At 73.6% G+C, this 16,435-nt stretch carries 13 protein-coding genes; 9 read left to right on the plus strand and 4 right to left on the minus strand.

The window, feature by feature from the left end; all coding sequences use genetic code 11:
• Position 1: 1 nt before the first annotated feature.
• Positions 2-742: a thioesterase II family protein gene (locus K377_RS29680; RefSeq protein ID WP_111666641.1), complete on the plus strand. Its 741-nt coding sequence runs from the start codon at positions 2-4 to the stop codon at positions 740-742.
• Positions 743-816: 74 nt separating this feature from the next.
• Here K377_RS29680 and K377_RS29685 read toward each other — a convergent pair whose 3' ends face one another.
• Positions 817-1,923 carry a Gfo/Idh/MocA family protein gene (locus K377_RS29685; protein WP_111666642.1) on the minus strand — a complete coding sequence of 369 codons (1,107 nt, stop codon included), beginning with the start codon at positions 1,921-1,923 and terminating at the stop codon, positions 817-819.
• Between the two features lie 86 nt (positions 1,924-2,009).
• A complete protein-coding gene (locus tag K377_RS29690) occupies positions 2,010-2,555 on the minus strand; it encodes a flavin reductase family protein (protein WP_111666643.1) in 546 nt (181 codons plus the stop codon).
• A gap of 246 nt (positions 2,556-2,801) precedes the next feature.
• Here K377_RS29690 and K377_RS29695 point away from each other — a divergent pair, with 246 nt between their 5' ends.
• Positions 2,802-3,725, plus strand: a complete 924-nt coding sequence (locus K377_RS29695) for a LysR family transcriptional regulator (RefSeq protein ID WP_161195173.1) — start codon at positions 2,802-2,804, stop codon at positions 3,723-3,725.
• A 54-nt stretch (positions 3,726-3,779) separates the two neighbouring features.
• Here K377_RS29695 and K377_RS29700 read toward each other — a convergent pair whose 3' ends face one another.
• On the minus strand, positions 3,780-5,324 hold the full coding sequence (locus K377_RS29700) for an amino acid adenylation domain-containing protein (RefSeq protein ID WP_111666645.1): 1,545 nt from the start codon (positions 5,322-5,324) through the stop codon (positions 3,780-3,782).
• A gap of 205 nt (positions 5,325-5,529) precedes the next feature.
• Here K377_RS29700 and K377_RS29705 point away from each other — a divergent pair, with 205 nt between their 5' ends.
• Positions 5,530-7,911, plus strand: coding sequence for a condensation domain-containing protein (locus tag K377_RS29705; protein ID WP_161195174.1), 2,382 nt, complete (start codon positions 5,530-5,532; stop codon positions 7,909-7,911).
• Positions 7,912-7,955: 44 nt separating this feature from the next.
• Here K377_RS29705 and K377_RS29710 read toward each other — a convergent pair whose 3' ends face one another.
• A complete protein-coding gene (locus tag K377_RS29710) occupies positions 7,956-8,519 on the minus strand; it encodes a CGNR zinc finger domain-containing protein (RefSeq protein WP_111666647.1) in 564 nt (187 codons plus the stop codon).
• A gap of 139 nt (positions 8,520-8,658) precedes the next feature.
• On the opposite strand from K377_RS29710, the gene K377_RS29715 reads away from it, so the two are divergent.
• From K377_RS29715 to K377_RS29740, 6 genes are all read left to right on the plus strand, one after another.
• Entirely contained in the window at positions 8,659-9,999 is a 1,341-nt protein-coding gene (locus tag K377_RS29715; protein WP_111666648.1) for an MFS transporter, read from the plus strand.
• A gap of 228 nt (positions 10,000-10,227) precedes the next feature.
• Entirely contained in the window at positions 10,228-10,482 is a 255-nt protein-coding gene (locus K377_RS29720; RefSeq protein WP_111666649.1) for an acyl carrier protein, read from the plus strand.
• Positions 10,479-13,631 carry a non-ribosomal peptide synthetase gene (locus K377_RS29725; RefSeq protein WP_111666650.1) on the plus strand — a complete coding sequence of 1,051 codons (3,153 nt, stop codon included), beginning with the start codon at positions 10,479-10,481 and terminating at the stop codon, positions 13,629-13,631. Before K377_RS29720 ends, K377_RS29725 begins: the two co-directional genes overlap by 4 nt.
• On the plus strand, positions 13,631-14,362 hold the full coding sequence (locus K377_RS29730; RefSeq protein ID WP_111666651.1) for an alpha/beta fold hydrolase: 732 nt from the start codon (positions 13,631-13,633) through the stop codon (positions 14,360-14,362). The genes K377_RS29725 and K377_RS29730 overlap by 1 nt, the downstream gene beginning before the upstream one ends.
• Positions 14,359-15,099 carry an SDR family NAD(P)-dependent oxidoreductase gene (locus K377_RS29735; protein ID WP_111666652.1) on the plus strand — a complete coding sequence of 247 codons (741 nt, stop codon included), beginning with the start codon at positions 14,359-14,361 and terminating at the stop codon, positions 15,097-15,099. The genes K377_RS29730 and K377_RS29735 overlap by 4 nt, the downstream gene beginning before the upstream one ends.
• Before the next feature lie 6 nt (positions 15,100-15,105).
• The gene (locus K377_RS29740; RefSeq protein WP_111666653.1) at positions 15,106-16,389 is read left to right on the plus strand and encodes a glutamate-5-semialdehyde dehydrogenase; all 1,284 of its coding nucleotides are present in this window, start codon (positions 15,106-15,108) and stop codon (positions 16,387-16,389) included.
• Positions 16,390-16,435: the final 46 nt, after the last annotated feature.

Consider the following 16,435-nt stretch of genomic DNA (forward strand, 5'->3'; position numbering starts at 1 on the left):
GATGCCGATCCTCGATCTCAACCCGACCCTGCGCGGCGAGCCCGCCCACACGCTGGTGCTGTTCCACCACGCGGGCGGCTCGTCGCGCGGGTTCGCCCCGCTGCTGCCGCACCTGCCCGCCAACTGGCGCGTCTGGGGCGTCGACCTCCCCGGCCGCCTCCTGGACCGCGGCACGGCACGGTGCCGTACGGCCGTGGAAGCCGTCGACTACCTGCGGTCGACGCTGGGGCCGGCGCTGTCGGGCCCGTTCTCCGTCTTCGGCCACAGCCTCGGGGCGCTGCTCGCCTTCGAAGTGGCGCGGGCGCTGGAGTCGGAGCACCGGGGGCCGTGCTGGCTCGGCGTCTCGGGAAGCCGCGCCCCGCAGCGGTTCGTGAGCCCCGTGAGCCCGGCCAGGCCCCGCGACCTCCTGCGCCAGGTGCACGGCCTGGGCGCACCGGGCGGCGACCACGGCGACCGCCACGCCCTCGCCCGGCTGGTCGCCCGCACCCTGAGCGCCGATCTCGACCTGGTCGCGGACTACGCCTACACGCCCGGTACGCCGCTGCGGACGGCGCTGTCCGTCTTCGGCGGGGAGGACGATCCGCTGGCGCCCGCGACGGCCCTGGGGGAGTGGTCCGCCCTCGCCGACGGCCCGGTGCACTGCCACACCTGGCCCGGCGGCCACTTCTACCTCTACGAGCACGCCGAGGCGGTGTGCGCCCGCCTCGTCGCCGCCTGCCGGTCCCGGACCGCCCCGGGCTGACACCCGCGCACGCGAGACCGCCCCGCGGACAGATGTCCGCGGGGCGGTCCCCTGTGTGCCGCTGTGCGCGGCCCCTACTGACGGGCCCCGGTCTCGGCCGACTTCGCGATGCGGTCCAGCAGACGGTGGTGCTCGACCGCGTGCCGGAAGTCCGGCACCGTACTGCTGCCCGTGTGCAGGTCCTCACGCAGCTGCGCGTAGGCATGGGCCACGACGCCGGCGGGGCCGTCCACGCCGGAGACCTCCTGGTACCGGGCGGGGACGGGCAGCGGCGCCGGCCGCTGGTCCTTGCCGCGTGCGCCGCTGATCTCGAACTGGCCGAACTGGAGATGCCCGGTGCCGCCCGAGATCACCAGGTCGCCGTCCGTGCCGTTGATCTCCCAGTGCAGGTTCGTCGCGCGGCTCGACCCGCCCCGGTAGTGCAGCGAGGCGACCGCGCCGCTCGCCAGCCGGCCGGAGACGGCGATCTGGTCCTCGGCGGTCATCGGGATGCTCTCCCCGGTGTCGGAGACCTGGACCGTGGGGCGCCGCGTGGCCGTCGTCGCGCTCAGCTCCGCGAACGACGACAGGCACATGGTCAGGGCGTCGAGGGTGTGCCCGAACGGGATGGTCATCAGGGTCGCCCCGTTGCTCCGGTCGACGGTGTACGCGCCGCCCGAGCCCACGGCCGGACCCCACCCGCCGCCCGAGCCGAGCAGGGTGGTCGACAGGACCTCGCCGACGTAGCCGTCCGCGATCAGGTCCCGCAGGTAGCGCACCGCCGGTGCCGAGCGCGACTGCAGCCCCACCGCCGTGCGCACCCCGTGCCGCTCCGCCAGCCCGGCCAGCTCCTCGGCCTCGTCGAGCCCCGTGGCGAGCGGCCACTCGCTCAGCACGGCCTTGCCGGCCTCCAGCGCGGGCAGGATCAACTCGCGGTGCCGGGGCACCCGTACGGCGATCACCACCAGGTCGATGTTCTCGTCGCGGGCCAGGTCGCCCGCGTCCGCGTAGGCGGCCGCGACACCGTGCCGCTCGGCCGCCCGTCGCGCGGACTCGGGGGAGGAGGCCGCGAGTCCGCGCAGCTCGTAGCCGTCCACGGCGCGGAGCGCGGGCACATGGCCACGCGAGCCCCACCCTCCGTCGGCGCTCAGGCCGACGATGCCCACGCCGATGGGCTTGCGGGAGCCGGTGCTTGCTGTCATGAAGGGATTCCTCTGGTCGATTCGGCGATGGTGATGCGGAGAAGGAGATTGGGGGAGAGCGGCGGCCGGTCCTGCCCGCCGCCGCGTCAGTCGGCCAGGCGCCCGTACGACCCGCGGTAGAACACCAGCGGGGCGTCCGCTCCGTGGCCGCCGATCCGGTGCACGCGGGCCACGACCACGTCGTGGTCGCCGGCCGGGTACTCGGCCTCGGTCGAGCACTCCAGCCAGGCGGGCGTCCCGTCCAGGACCGGCGCGCCGGTCTGCGTGGTGCTCCAGCTCAGCCCGCGGAACTTGTCACCGCCCGGAGCGGCGAGCTGCGTGCTGATCCCGCGCTGGTTCTTGCCGAGTATGTTCACGCAATAGCGCTGCGCGGTACGGATTTTGGGCCAGCTGCTGCTCGTACGGGCCATGCAGAAAAGCACCAGGGCGGGATCCAGGGAAACCGAGGTGAAGGAATTCACGACCACGCCCGCGGGCGTGTCGTCGATTCCGTGCAGGGCGGTGACGGCGACCACTCCGGTGGTGAACCTGCCCAGGGCGGCACGGAATTCGTCGGGGTCGATCCGGCCGGACGAAGGGGCCGGAAAACCGAGGGGACGCTGAATGTGAGGGGGCGCGACTGGCGAGGTCATGCTGCCATGGTTCGTCGGATCCCGGGCATCGGGGAAGTGCCCCTCGGTGGTATTGGTGAGGGCAACACCGACAACGGGTGCAACTCCCTTTCCCCGTCCGTAAGGTCGCACAGCGGGGCGGATCGTGCGTCCGCCCGGCACGGCCCGGAGACCGACCGGATTCCGGCCGCGCGTTCCGCACCACGGACGAATGGGGTTCATCGTGCACGACAGTGCGCAGGGTCGGACGCCGAACGGGGTCGGGCCGTGAACATAAAGCAGCTCGACGCCTTCCTGGCGGTCGCGCAGTCACGGAGCTTCACCCAGGCCGCGCGCCTGCTGGGTCTCGCGCAGCCGACCGTCACCGCCCGCATCAAGACACTGGAGCAGATCCTCGACGCGCCGCTGCTCGACCGCACCGCCGGCGGCGCCCAGCTCACGCCCGCGGGGCGGCGCCTGCACGACTACGCGTGCCGGATCGTCCGGCTCAGCGAACTGGCGCGCAACTCGGTGGCCGAACCCGCGGACCAGGCACCCCCGCTGGCGATCGGTGCCGCCGAGTGCATCACCACGTACCGCCTCGTCCCGCTGATCGAGTACCTGCATCTGCGGCACGGGGGCCTCGGGGTGTCCCTGCGCGGCCTCGACGACGATCCGGTCTCCCTGGTGCGTGAGGAGCGCGTGGACTGCGCCTTCTTCATCGGCCCCCGCCCCGCCACACCCGACGTGCGCCACCGCGCGCTGCGCCGCGAATCGTTGTGCCTGGTGGCGGCGCCGTCCCATCCGCTGGCCGGGAGGGCCGTCGGGTCGGCAGCGGAGTTCGCCGCGGAGACGCTGGTGTGCGCTCACCGGTGGAGCGGCTACCAGCGCTCCCTGGAGGCCGAGTTGGCCGCGAGCGGCGAACCGGCGGGCGGTGTGCTCGCGCTCGGATCGGTCGACGCGGTCAAGCGCGGCGTCGGCGAGGGCATCGGGATCGCCCTGCTGCCCTCCGTCGCCGTGCGCGACGAGTTGCGCGAGGGGCTGCTGGGAGCGATCCGCTGGCGGCCCCCCTTCGAGGTGTTCTCCCAGTGCGTCTGGCGCCGGGGGCTCGACGACGATCCGTCCTTCGCGACCGTGCTCGACGCGGCCCGTCAGGTGCTGGCCGAGGGCGAGGCCGCCGACGGTGCCGCCATGCTGCGTCCCGCGTGCTGACGCCCGCCGGGCCGGGTGCCCCGTGACCCGGCCGGCGTCGGCGCGCCGGGCGGCTCAGGCGGCGATCGCCGTACCGAGAACGGTGGTGAGCGCCTTGCGGTCCACCTTGCCGTTCGCGTTGAGGGGCAAGGTGTCCAGGACCGTCAGGGAGCCCGGCACCATGTACGAGGGCAGCCGCGCGGCGAGCCGCTCCAGTGCCCCGGCGGTGTCCGTGATCGTGCCGGTGCAGACGGCGCCGAGTTCGATGTCACCGCCGGGTCCCGGCACCGCGAGGACGACGGCCTCGGCGACGCCGGCGAGGTCGAGCAGCGCCGACTCGATCTCCCCGAGCTCGACCCGGTAGCCGCGGATCTTGAGCTGGTGGTCGAGCCTGCCGAGATGCACGAGCGCTCCGTCGAGGTGGCCCACCCGGTCGCCGGTGCGGTACCAGTCCTCGGCCGTGACCGGCGTCGTGCCGTCGTGGATCACCGCCGATCCGTCCACCATGCGCAGGAACCTGCCGACGTTGTCGGACGGATCCAGGTAGCCGGGGAAGCGCTGCGAGCCGCGCACCACCAGTTCGCCGGTCTCGCCGGGCCGGCCGGACTCGTCGAGCACGAGGTGTTCCTGGCCCGGGTAGGGCGTCCCGATGGGCACCGTGCCGTTGGCCGGCCGCGGCCAGTCCTCCGGGGCGGTGGGGAGACGGAACTCCGTCCAGGTGACGGTCATCTCGGTGGGGCCGTAGATGTTCTCCAGGACGGACTGCGGGGCGGCGGCCCGCCACGCCTGCGCGTGATGCAGTGTCAGCGCCTCGCCGCAGAACAGGCTCCAGCGCAGGGTCGGCATGGAGCCGGGCCTGAGCGCGCGCAGCCGCAGGGCGATGGAGGCGACGGAGGGCACGGAGTTCCAGTGCGTGATGCGCGCCCGGTTCACGAACCGCACCGGCGTCAGCAGGTCCTTCTTGTCCGGAACGACGAGCGCGGCGCCCGAGCCCCAGGCGGCGAACATGTCGTACACGGACGGGTCGAAGGTGAGGTCGAAGGTCTGCGAGACGCGGGCGCCGGGCCCCAGCTCGTAGCGCGGAATGACATGGCTCAGATAGGCCGACACGTTCCCGTGGACGATGGGCACGCCCTTGGGGCGGCCGGTCGAGCCCGAGGTGAACAGGATGTAGGCGAGGTCGTCGGGGCCCGCCTCCGATGCGGGGAGGTCCGGGACCGGACCGGAACGCAGGGCATCCACACGGGCGGCGGGCAGGTCCACCGCGGGCGTCCCCAGGTCCGTCCCGTCCTCGGTGATCACGAGGTCGAGCCCGGCGTCGGCGGCGATGGTCGCGTTGCGCGCGGCCGGCCAGGCCGGGTTGAGCGGCACGACGACGGCGCCGAGGCGCTGCACGGCGAGATAGCCCGCGTACGCGGCCGTGCTCCGGGCGGCCAGCAGGCCGACGCGGGCGGGCACACCGCCGTGCGCGGCGACGAGTTCACCCGCCACGCGTGCGGCCAGCCCGTCGAGTTCGGCGTAGGTCAGCACCTCGCCGGCGACCTCGAGCGCGGTCTGCCGGTCTCCGTGCTGGGCAACGGAGTGCGCGAACCAGTCGTACATGGTCCTGATGGCGTTCATGATGTCCGGTCCTCTTCCGTGGCGCGGGAATGGAGAGTCGGAAGAATGCTTTTCCGCGCTTCCCGAAGAGTCAAGAGAAGGCTTGGGCGAGGCCGGGCGCCGATAGATTATCCAAATACTCTATTTGTGGTCGCGTCCCCGGATTCGAAACTATTTCACACCCCCCACCTCGGTTCGAAACTCCTATGTCTCCGGTGAGGACCCCGTGACCCCGAATCCAGAAGTCCGGCCCAGTTCACCGCTCCAGGAAGCCCTCTGGTGGATCCAGCACCGAGGCGGGCGGAAAGACCTGATGAACCTCACCTGGCGGCTGCGCACCGGCCGCCTCGACCCCGAAATCCTCACGGCCGCGTGGCGGCACGTCGTCGACCGGCACGCGGCACTGCGCACCGCGTTCGCGCGCCACGGGGAGAGCGTCGTACGCATCGTGCACCCGGCACCCTTCGACGCGCGGCCCCAGCAGATGATCTGGGACCGGACGCCCGGGGACCGGAGCGCGCAGGCGCTGCTCGACGAGATCGCCGTCCGGCTGCACGCGATCCCCTTCGCCCTCGACGACGCACCCCTGGCCCGGCTCGCGCTGGTGCGCGTCGGACCGGTCGACGAACTCGTGGTCACGGCCCATCACTCGGTGCTCGACGGCTGGGGGATGCAGTTGCTCCTGGACGACCTGCACCGCGGCTATGTCGCGGTCCAGGACGGCGGCGTCGCGGCACTCGCCCGGGAGGCAGCCGTCCCGGCGCCCGCCGAGGAAGGGACGCACGCGCCGCCGACCGCGGCGGAGACCGAGTTCTGGACGGACCGGCTGCGCGGCGCGAGACCCGCGGCCCTGGTGGCCGAAGCCCGCGGCGCCGCGCCCGGTTCCGGTGCGGTGCTGCGCCACACCCTGTCGCCCCGATCGCGCGCCGCCGTCGAGACCATCGGCCGGCGCGTGGGCTGCACGGAGTTCGCCGTGCACCTCGCGGCCGTCCGCACCGTGCTCGCCCGGGGCGGGGCGACGGGACGCACCACCCTCGGCACGGTCGTGGCCAACCGCCCGACCCTCGCCGACCAGCGCAGCGTCGACTACCGGGCCAACACCGTCCTGCTGGCCGACGAGATCGGCGCGCAGGACACCTTCGACGCGGTGGTGACGCGGGCGCGGGACAGCCTGTGGGAGAGCCTGCCGTTCCACCACGTGACCTATCCCGAGGTGTTCGCGCGCCTGGCCGACGAGGACCGGGCCACGCTCGGCACCGTCCCGCCCGTCCTCGTGACCCATCACGGAGGGATCGGCTCGGGGATCACGCTCGGCGACGAGCCCGCCCGCCTGCTGGCCAGCCCGTCGACCAGCGCCCGCTGCCAGATGCTCGTCGGCGTCTTCGACGACGGCGCGGACACGGTGCTCGAGGTCGAGTACGACACCTGCGCCCTCGGCGAGAGAACGGTGCGCGTGTTTCTCGCCGACGTCGAGGCGGTCCTGGCCGCGTCGACGGCCGAGGGGAGCCGCGTGGCGGATCTGCGGGTGGCGACCAGGGCCACGGCCCGGCGGGCCCGGCCGGCGGGCGGGCCGGACGCGGCCGTGAGCGTCGACCCGGCGGAGGGCGTACTGGCCGACTGGCAGCGCGTGTTCGGCCGTACCGTGCGCCCGCACGACGACTTCTTCGCCCTGGGCGGCCATTCGCTCCAGGTACTGGAACTGGTGGCCTGCGTCGAGAAGAACAGCGGAGCCGAACTCGACCTGGAGGCCTGGCTGGAGGAGCCGACGCCCGCACGGATGGAACAACTGCTGAGCACCGCCGCGACGGACACGGCCGCCCCGGACCCGACAGCGCCCGCGCTCGCCCGCCCCGTGGTGCTGCGGGCGGGAGCACCCGGCGGCCGGCACCTGCATCTGGTGCACGGCGCGGGAGTGGGCGTGCTGCCCTACCGCGAACTCGCCGCGGCGCTGCCCGGCGACTGGCGGGTGACGGTCAGCGAGGACGACGGCGTCGCCGAGGCGAGCGTCGAGGACATGGCGGCCCGCTACGCGGCGCAACTCCTCGCCGACGGGCTGCCCGACCTGCTCGGCGGCTGGTCCATGGGCGGTCTGCTGGCCCACGAGATCGCCGCCGGGCTCCGGGCGGACGGCCACCCGTGCCCGCCGCTGCTCCTGCTGGACGCGCCGGTCCCGGGCGCCGTGCCGGAGGCGGGCACCGACGCCTTCGCCCGCGCCGCCCTGCGCGGCGCGGCCCCCGGCCCGCGCGTGCCGGACCGGCTCGGTCTCGGGCCGCGCGACGACCAGGCGCTCGAGACGCTGGCCGTCCTGCTGCGCGTCACCTCCGGCGACGCCGTCACAGACGCCCTGCACGCACGCCACGCCCTGCACCGCCGCCACGTGGCGGCGATGACGGCCCCACGCACGCCCCGGGTCGTCGACGTGCCGGCGCTGGTGGTGGCGGCGGACCTCGACGACGGCGATCTCGACCGCTGGCGGGGCTTCCTCGCCGGCGACACGCGCTGTGTGCGCACGGCGGCCGACCACTACGGGCTGCTGACCCGTCCCGCCGTCGACGAGGTGGCCCGGCTGGCGGTCGACCTGATGAGCGCCTCCGCGACGGCGCGATGACCCGGGGCCGTCGGGTGCCGCACGGGAGCGGTCCCGGTGTTCCGTCAGCCGGACTGTGCGGCTCCGGCGGCCTGCCGGGCCGCGTAGCGCCGGGCCTTCGCGCGGTTGCCGCACACGCGCATCGAGCACCAGCGGCCGCTGCGGTTCTTGGAGGTGTCCCAGAAGACCCAGGCGCAGGCGTGCTCGGAGCAGCGCTTGAGCCGGGCGGCCTCGCCGGTGACGGCCAGTTCGCTCCAGGCGACGGCGAGCGCCGCGAGCGCCTTCCTGGACGCCGTCAGCTCCGGGGCGGGAGCCAGGGTGCCGGGCGTGTCGCCGCCCGCGACGACCACGAGGGGCAGTGCGCGCAGCGCCTCGGTCGCGCCGTCCTGGAGCGCCGGGTCGGGCCGGTCGCCCACGTGCACGCCGAGGGCCTCGCGGAGGCCGGAGCGCAGGCGCAGTCCCAGGGCGTGGTCCACGGCGCCGACCCGCTCGCCGCCGCGCAGCAGCCCCTGGGCGCGCAGCCAGTCGTCGAGCTTGCGGGCCGTGTCGATCTCGTCGGTCGCGTCCTCGACGTCGACCGTGTTGGCGAACGCCTGGATCAGCTGGGCGGACGCCGGTGCGTCACGCATGAGCCACCTCCCGGGTCGGCTTCCAGCCTACACCGGATAACCGGCTATCGGCTTTGCCGGGTAGCCGTGAGGTGGTTTCCGTGCCAGACTCGACATCCCGGATTCACCAGCAAAACCGTTAGACGGTTAGGGGAGACTGATGAGTGACCAGAGCGTCGACACCGCGCGGGCGCCGGTGGGGCTCGCCGAGCCCGTGACGGCACCCGCCGCCCCTGACCACGCCGAGCCCACCGCGCGCCGCGGCACCCGCAACACCGTCGTCCTGCTCGTCTTCACCGCGATCACCAACCTCGCCGACGGCGTCACCAAGATCGCGCTGCCGCTCCTGGCCGCCCGGGCCTCCGCGTCCCCGGCCCAGGTCTCCGCGGTCTCCCTCACCCTCTCCCTGCCCTGGCTGCTGGCCGCCCTCCACGTCGGCGTGCTGGTGGACCGCCTCGACCGGCGCCGCCTGCTCTGGGGTGCGAATGGGCTGCGCCTGACCGCCCTCGGCGCCCTGATGCCGCTCGCGGCGGCCGACGCCGTGACCATCCCGGTGCTCTGCGCCGCCGGCCTCGTCCTGGGCGTCGCCGAGGTCATCGCCCTGACCTCGGCCTCGGCCATGATCCCGGCGCTGACCCCGCCGGAGGGCCGCGAGCGGGCCAACACCTGGATCGCGGGCGCGGAGACGGTCTGCAACGAGTTCGCCGGCCCCTTCGTCGGCGGCCTGCTGCTCGCCGCGGGCACCGGCGTCGCCCTCGGCACGACTTGGCTGTCGTACCTCGCCGCCTCGCTCGTCGTCGTCCTGCTCGTGGGCCGCTTCCGCGCGAGCCGACGGACGGACGGCCGGGCGGACGCCGAGACCGCCGCTCCCGAGACCGTCCGCGTGCAGATCGTGGACGGCCTGAGCTACCTGTGGCGGCACACCCTGCTGCGCACCATGGCGCTCATCCTCACCGTCCTGTGCGCGTGCTGGGGAGCCTGGCTCGCCCTGATGCCGCTGTTCGCCACCTCCGTCATGCACCTGAGCCCGAGCGAGTACGGGACCCTGCTGAGCGCCCTCGGCGTCGGCGGCCTGGCCGGCGCCCTCGCCGTCACCTGGCTCAACCGCTTCTTCGGCCGCCGCTGGGTCATGTTCGCCGACCTCGTCGGCACCTTCGCGATGATGGCCGTCCCCGCCGTGACGACGAACCTCTGGGCGGTGGCCGTCGCCGCCTTCCTCGGCGGCATGGGCGGCACCCTGTGGACGGTGAACGCGCGGACCATGGCGCAGCGGCTCGTGCCCGACGCCATGCTCGGTCGCTTCGGAGCCGTCAGCCGGCTGTTCAGCTGGGGAGCCATGCCGATCGGCGCGGGCCTGATGGGCCTGCTCGCCGAATGGTTCGGACTGCGTCTCGCCTTCGGCTTCTTCGCCGTGACGGTCGCCCTCACCGTCCCGCCGTTCCTGCGCGTGCTCACCCGGTCCGCGCTCGCGGAGGCGTTCGGCGACAAGCCGCGCGCCTGACGGGCGCCGCCAGCACCACCGCACGACCCAGGAGGAGGCCGGTGAACCGGCCTCCTCCTTCCTTTTGATCTATCGAATTCATTGATGACTCCTTTTCGTGGAGGCTTCGCGGGGGTCGGCAATCACGTCTTTCAATAGGTGCGCCAGGCGGCTGTTGACCGTCGGAAGGCCCCTGCTGAACTATTTGTGGTGCGCCACGAAGCGACCTTTCCCCGAGGAGCCTTTGTAATGAACCATGCGGACGAGATGGTCGACGCGGAAATAGGGTCCGTCCTTTCGAGACACATCCGTGCGTCATTCGACGACAATTCCCTGCTGGCCGAGGTGGGACTGCATTCCCTGTCCGTGCTGCGCATCGCCAGTGAGCTGATCACCGACCCGGATCAGGAGATCGACCCCACCGGTCTCGCCTCGGTGCGCACGGTGGGCGAACTCCGCCAGTGGCTGCGCGGACTCCTCACGCCGAAGGAGAGCCTCCGATGACCGTCGCACCGCAGATTCCCACGGCCACCCTCCCGCTCACCGCCGCCCAGAAGGGGCTCCTCGTCGTGCACCGCACGGTGCCGGTGCCTCATCTCTACAACGTCGTGGCCGAACTGGAACTGGACCCCGGCCTCACCCCGGCCGCCCTCGCCCCGGCCCTCATCGACGTCCTCGCGGTGCAGCCGGCCCTGCGCCTCGCGATCCGTGAGGGTGCCGACCCGCACGCCGTGCTCGGCGACGTCCCCTCCGACGCCCCGCTCCACCACGTCACCACCGAGGCGGCGGAGTTCGACCGGCGGCGCACCGAACTCCTCGCGGAACTGGGCGACACCGCTTTCGACCTGACGCGCGCCCCGCTGCTGCGCGCCGTGCTGCTCCGCGCCGCCGACGGCACCCGCTCGACCCTGCTCCTCGTGGTGCACCACCTCGTCTTCGACGGCTTCTCGCTGCGCCGGTTCGTCGGCGACCTGACCGCGTCCGTCCAGGGCACCCTGGACGTCGCGACGGTACGCGCCGGTCGTGAACGCGCCCTGGGGCGCGAGCTGGAGGCCCAGCTCAAGGCGGCGGACGACGACGGGACGGAGCGCGCGGCGAAGGCCCTGGCCGACCGGCTGCGGGCCACCCCCGCCACGGTCCTCAACCCGCGCCCCAACCGCCCCGCGACCACCGACTTCACCGGGACCCGGCGCGAGATCCGGCTCTCGCCCCGGCAGTCCGCGGACCTGGACGGCCTGTGCGCGACGCTCGGCGTCAGCCCGTTCGTCCTCTTCTCCGCCGCCTACGCGGCCGTGCTCGCCCGGCACTCCGCCAACACCACCGTCGTCTTCGGCAGCCCCGTCATGGCGCGCCGCACCCTCGGCTCCTTCGACCTGTGCGGCTTCTTCGTCAACACCCTGCCGCTCATCGTCGACGTGTCCTGGGACACCCCCTTCGACGTCTTCGCCAAGGAGACCGTGCAGGCCGAGGCCGGCCGGGCCCGCGCCGACGCCGCCGTCTCCTTCGACCGCATCGTCCGCCACGTCGACCCGGACCGCTCGACCAACCGCAACCCGGTCTTCTCCTGCATGCTCGCCCTCCAGGACGCGACCGACGCCGAGCCCGGATCCCCGGTGCGCCGCGTACGCGAACACGGCAACGGCACCGCCAAGTTCGACCTCTGGCTCGGGGTGACCCCCGGCCCCGAAGGCTGGTCCCTGGAGCTGGAGAGCGACCGCGAACTGCTGCCCGAACCCCTGGCCGACGCGCTCGCCGCATCCCTGCGCACCGTCCTCGACCGGGCCGTCGAACAGCCCGGCCGGACCGTCGCCGACCTCTTCGAGGACACCTCGGCCGAGGACTCCCACGCCACCGACGGCTTCCGGCGCCGCCTGCCCCAGGCCGACCTGTACGGCGCGGTGCGCGCCGCGGCGGCGGCGCGGCCCGGGCAGGTCGCCGTCCAGGAGGACGGCCGCCGGCTGACCTACGCCGAGCTGGACCGTCTCGCCACGACCGGCGCGGCCGCGCTGGCCGCACGCGGCGTCACCCGCGGCACCGTCGTCGGCCTCACCACGACCACGCTCGTGGACACCGTCGTCACCGTCCTCGCGGTCCTCGCCCGCGGCGCGGTCTTCCTGCCGCTCGACCTCGGCCTGCCCGCCGAGCGGCTGACGTACATGACCGGCAAGGCCGACTGCCGCCTGGTCGTGGGGGACGACCCCGTCGACGGCGTGGACCTGCTCACCCCGGCCGAACTGACCGCGGGGCCGCAGGACATGACATCCGACGAGTCCGCCCCGACCGGCGCCTCCGACGGCGTGTACATCATGTTCACCTCGGGCTCCACCGGCCGCCCGAAGGGCGTGCTGATGAACAGCGGCCCCCTGATGAACCTCACCGAGTGGCAGCTCGACGCCCTGGACATGGACGAGCGCACCCGCTTCCTGCAGTACGCGCCGCTGGGGTTCGACGTCTCCTTCCAGGAGATCCTGCCCACCCTCGTCGCGGGCGGGACGCTGGTCTCCCGCGAGCCGGCCGACCGCCGTGACCTGCCCGCCGTCGTCGAGCGCGTCCGCGCGCACCGGGTCACCCATGTCTACCTCCCGGTCGCCGCGCTGCCCGCCTTCGTCCGGGCCGCGCAGGACTCGGGCGACGCGCTGCCGCACCTGAGCCACGTCTGCGTCTCCGGCGAACAACTCCTGCTCGACGACCGCGTCCGGAGCTTCTTCGCCGACCGCCCGCACCTGAGCCTGGTGAACCTGTACGGCCCGACCGAGACCCACGCCGTCACCACGCACCGGCTCACCGCCGACCACCGCCCCTGGCCCTCCCACGTCCCCATCGGCCGCCCGATCACCGACGTGGCAGCCCATGTGGTGGACACCACGGGCCACCTCGCCCCGCGCGGCGTGCCCGGCGAGCTGTACCTCGCGGGTGCCTGCCCCGCACTGGGCTACGTCAACGACCCCGCCCGCACGGACGAACGGTTCCTGCCCGACCCGTACGCCGAGGACGCCCGGGCCCGTATGTACCGCACCGGTGACCAGGTCCTGCGCGACGAGAGCGGCGCGCTGCTCTTCCTCGGCCGCGACGACGACCAGGTCAAGATCCGCGGCTACCGGGTCGAGCTGGGCGAGCTGGAGAGCGCCGCCGCCTCCCACCCCGATGTGGCCCGCGCCGTCGGAGTCGTGCACGGCGAGGGCCACGAACGCCGCCTCGCCCTGTTCTTCCGGCCCGAGGACGGCCGTTCGCCCGACCCGGACGGCATCCGCACGCACGTTGCGGCCGCCCTGCCCGGCTACATGGTGCCCGCCCGGGTCTTCCCCCTGGACGCGGTGCCCACCACCCGCAACGGCAAGGTGGACCGCGCCGCCCTCGCCGCCCGGGCCCAGCGCGCCCTGGCCGATGAGGCACGGTCCGCGCCCGCCGTGACCACCACCGACGATCCGCTCGTCGCGGCGCTCCAGCAGATGTGGGCGAAGCTGCTCGGCATCGCGGAGGTGCCCGTCGACCGGTCGCTCCTGGAGCACGGCGCCCACTCGTTGACCGTGATGGCCGCCGGCGCCCGCATCGAGGAGGAGTACGGCGTCCAGATCCCGATCCTCGACTTCTTCCGCGACCCGACCGTCCGCGCGCAGGCGGCCTGGATCACCACGCTCCGCGAGGACGCCTGATGCCGGCCACGACCCACGGGACCAAGCTGCTCGTCCCGCTCGCCCAGCGGCCCGGACCGCTCAGCAGCGTCCTGCTCCACCCGGCCGGCGGCGGCCTCGGCCAGTACCTCGGCACCGCCGCCCGACTGGCGCGCCACGGCAGCGTGTTCGGCATCCGCGCCGCCGGACTGCTGCCCGGCGAGGACCCCGACGACGCCGTGACCGACATGACCCGCACCTACCTGGACCTGCTCGACCACGTCCCCGACCGCCCACGCGTCCTGGTCGGCTGGTCCCTGGGCGGCGTCCTCGCCTGGGAACTCGCCGCACGTCTGGCCGAGACGGGCCCCGCCCCCGCCGTGGTGCTGATCGACAGCTTCACCGAGCACACCGCCCCCGACCCCGGAGCCAGGGCCCGCGTACTCGACGCCATCGAGAAGTCCGTCAGCCACCTCGGAGACGGCACCGACGCGGACCGGGCCCGCACCACCGCGCTGGCCCACGTCCGGGCCAGCGCCGCGCACCGCACCCGCTCCCGGCCCGACGGCCCCGTCCTGCTGATGGCCTGCGCGGGCCCCGGCCGTGACCAACAGGTCGCCTCTTGGGGCGAGTTGACCGAACGGCTGACCGTACGGGACCTCGACTGCGGTCACTTCGAGGTCTTCGAGCCGCCGAACCAACCGACGCTCCTGTCCCACCTCGACGCCTTCCTGGACCGGCTCACCGACGCACCGCGGGAGACACCCCGATGACCAGCACCAGCCCCCTCGCCGTCGTCACCGGCGGCACCCGCGGCATCGGCCTGGCGCTCTCCAGGCGCCTGCGCGACCTCGGCCACCGCACCGTCGCCCTCTACCGCTCCGACAAGGACGCGGCGCAGCGGGCCGCCGACGAGCACGGCATCGCCGTGCTCCGCGCCGACCTCGGCGACCGCGCGTCCGTGTGGGCCGCCGCCCGGACCCTCCTCGATGAGCACGGCACACCCGAGGTGCTCGTGAACAACGCGGGCATCAACATCGACCGCCCCTTCCTCGAACTCACCGAGGACGACTGGCAGAACGTGCTCGACACCAACCTGTCCGGCCCCTTCCACCTCACCCAGGCCCTCGCCCCGGCGATGCTCGACGCCGGCACCGGAACCATCGTCAACATCGGCGCGACCACCGGCCTGCGTCCCCGCCTCAACGGCGTCAACTACGCCGCGTCCAAGGCCGGACTGCTCCAGCTCACCAAGTGCCTGGCCCTCGAACTCGCCCCCACCGTGCGGGTCAACTGCCTGATCCCCGGGATGACCGAGACCCAGGAACTCGTCGACCGGTTCCGGCTCGACGACCCCGAGCGCCGCGCCGCGGTGCTCGCCGAGATCCCGCAGCGACGCATCGGCTCCCCCGACGACATCGCCGACGCCCTCGAATACCTCGTGGGCCCGCTCAGCCGCTACGTCACCGGTCAGAAACTGATCGTCGACGGCGGCCAGTTCATGTGGTAGGAGATCATGACCGACGAACTGCTCGTATCCGCCCGCGAAGCCGTCGCCGCCGCGCCACCGGTCGGCGACCTGGCCTACGAAACCTACTGCCGTGAGCTGGCCAAGCGGCTCGCCGCCCACTGGCCGGCCGTCCTGGAGGCGAACGCCGAGGACGTGGCCGTCGCCGAGGAGCGCGGCCTGTCCCCGGTCCTCCTCGACCGGCTCCGTCTGACCACCGCCCACCTCGGCGGCCTCGAACGCCTCACCGAGGCCGTGCTGTCCGAACTCACCGAGGTCACCGCCCCCGGCACCGCCGTCCCGGCCGGACCGTGGGGCACCCGCAGCCGCGTCCCCAAGCCGCTCGGCGTCGCCTTCATGGTGTACGAGGCCCGCCCCACGGTCACCGTGGAAGGCGCCCTGCTGCCCGTCGCCGTCGGCAACGCGGTGATCCTGCGCGGCGGCAAGGAGATCGCCCGCACCAACCAGGCCCTCGCGGCCGTCGCCCGCGACGCCCTGGAGGCCGCCGGCCTGCCGACCGGCCTGGTCAGCGTCATCGACGACCCCCGGCGGACCCAGCTGCGCGCCCTCCTCAAGCGGCCCGACGCCATCGACGTCCTCATCCCGCGCGGCAGCCCGTCCCTCATCGACTACTGCCGCACCGCCTCCTCGATCCCCGTGATCGCCAGCGGCGGCGGCGTCAACCACCTCTACGTCCACCGCAGCGCGGACCTCGACCTCGCCGCCGAGGCCGCACTCGACAGCAAGCTGCCCGAGCCCACCGCCTGCAACACCGCCGAGATGGTCCTGGTCGACGAGGAGGTCGCGGCCGACTTCGTCGCCGCGCTGCTGCGCGCCTCCGAGCGCGGCGACCGGCCGGTGACCGTACGGCTCGCCGCGCACACCCCGCGCCCCGAGTCCGCCGACGCCCCTGCCGGCAGCCGTCCCTGGAGCATCGGCGAACTGCGGGAGCACGACCTCGGCCGCGAGTTCCTCGACGCCACGATCGGCGTGTACCCGGTCGCGGGACCCGACGAGGCGACCCGGCACATCTGGACCCACGGCTCCGGTCACACCGAGGGCGTCGTCGCGACCGACGCCGACGTCACCCGGGAGTTCGCCCGCCGGGTCGACGCCGCCGCGATCGTCGTCAACGGCTCCCTGCGCCTGCACGACGGACCCACCCTCGGCCTCGGCTCCGAGATCTCCATCAGCACCGGCCGCATGCACGTCAGGGGCCCCGTCACGCTCGGGGCGCTCGTGACCCACAGCTGGGTCGTCGACGCGCGCGGCACCCTGCGCAGCTCGTTGTGACACCCCCGCCCCACCCCACAACCCCCCTCTGTTCCCACGGACATCC

The sequence above is a fragment of the Streptomyces sp. PsTaAH-137 genome, from assembly GCF_003259365.1.
Taxonomy (GTDB): domain Bacteria; phylum Actinomycetota; class Actinomycetes; order Streptomycetales; family Streptomycetaceae; genus Streptomyces.

Bases quoted from the DNA above. Each gene is read 5' to 3' on its own strand.
- K377_RS29680 (WP_111666641.1), top strand. From the start codon at position 2: ATGCCGATCCTCGATCTCAACCCGACCCTGCGCGGCGAGCCCGCCCAC.
- K377_RS29685 (WP_111666642.1), bottom strand. From the start codon at position 1,923: ATGACAGCAAGCACCGGCTCCCGCAAGCCCATCGGCGTGGGCATCGTC.
- K377_RS29690 (WP_111666643.1), bottom strand. From the start codon at position 2,555: ATGACCTCGCCAGTCGCGCCCCCTCACATTCAGCGTCCCCTCGGTTTT.
- K377_RS29700 (WP_111666645.1), bottom strand. From the start codon at position 5,324: ATGAACGCCATCAGGACCATGTACGACTGGTTCGCGCACTCCGTTGCC.
- K377_RS29710 (WP_111666647.1), bottom strand. From the start codon at position 8,519: ATGCGTGACGCACCGGCGTCCGCCCAGCTGATCCAGGCGTTCGCCAAC.
- K377_RS29715 (WP_111666648.1), top strand. From the start codon at position 8,659: ATGAGTGACCAGAGCGTCGACACCGCGCGGGCGCCGGTGGGGCTCGCC.
- K377_RS29720 (WP_111666649.1), top strand. From the start codon at position 10,228: ATGAACCATGCGGACGAGATGGTCGACGCGGAAATAGGGTCCGTCCTT.
- K377_RS29725 (WP_111666650.1), top strand. From the start codon at position 10,479: ATGACCGTCGCACCGCAGATTCCCACGGCCACCCTCCCGCTCACCGCC.
- K377_RS29730 (WP_111666651.1), top strand. From the start codon at position 13,631: ATGCCGGCCACGACCCACGGGACCAAGCTGCTCGTCCCGCTCGCCCAG.
- K377_RS29735 (WP_111666652.1), top strand. From the start codon at position 14,359: ATGACCAGCACCAGCCCCCTCGCCGTCGTCACCGGCGGCACCCGCGGC.
- K377_RS29740 (WP_111666653.1), top strand. From the start codon at position 15,106: ATGACCGACGAACTGCTCGTATCCGCCCGCGAAGCCGTCGCCGCCGCG.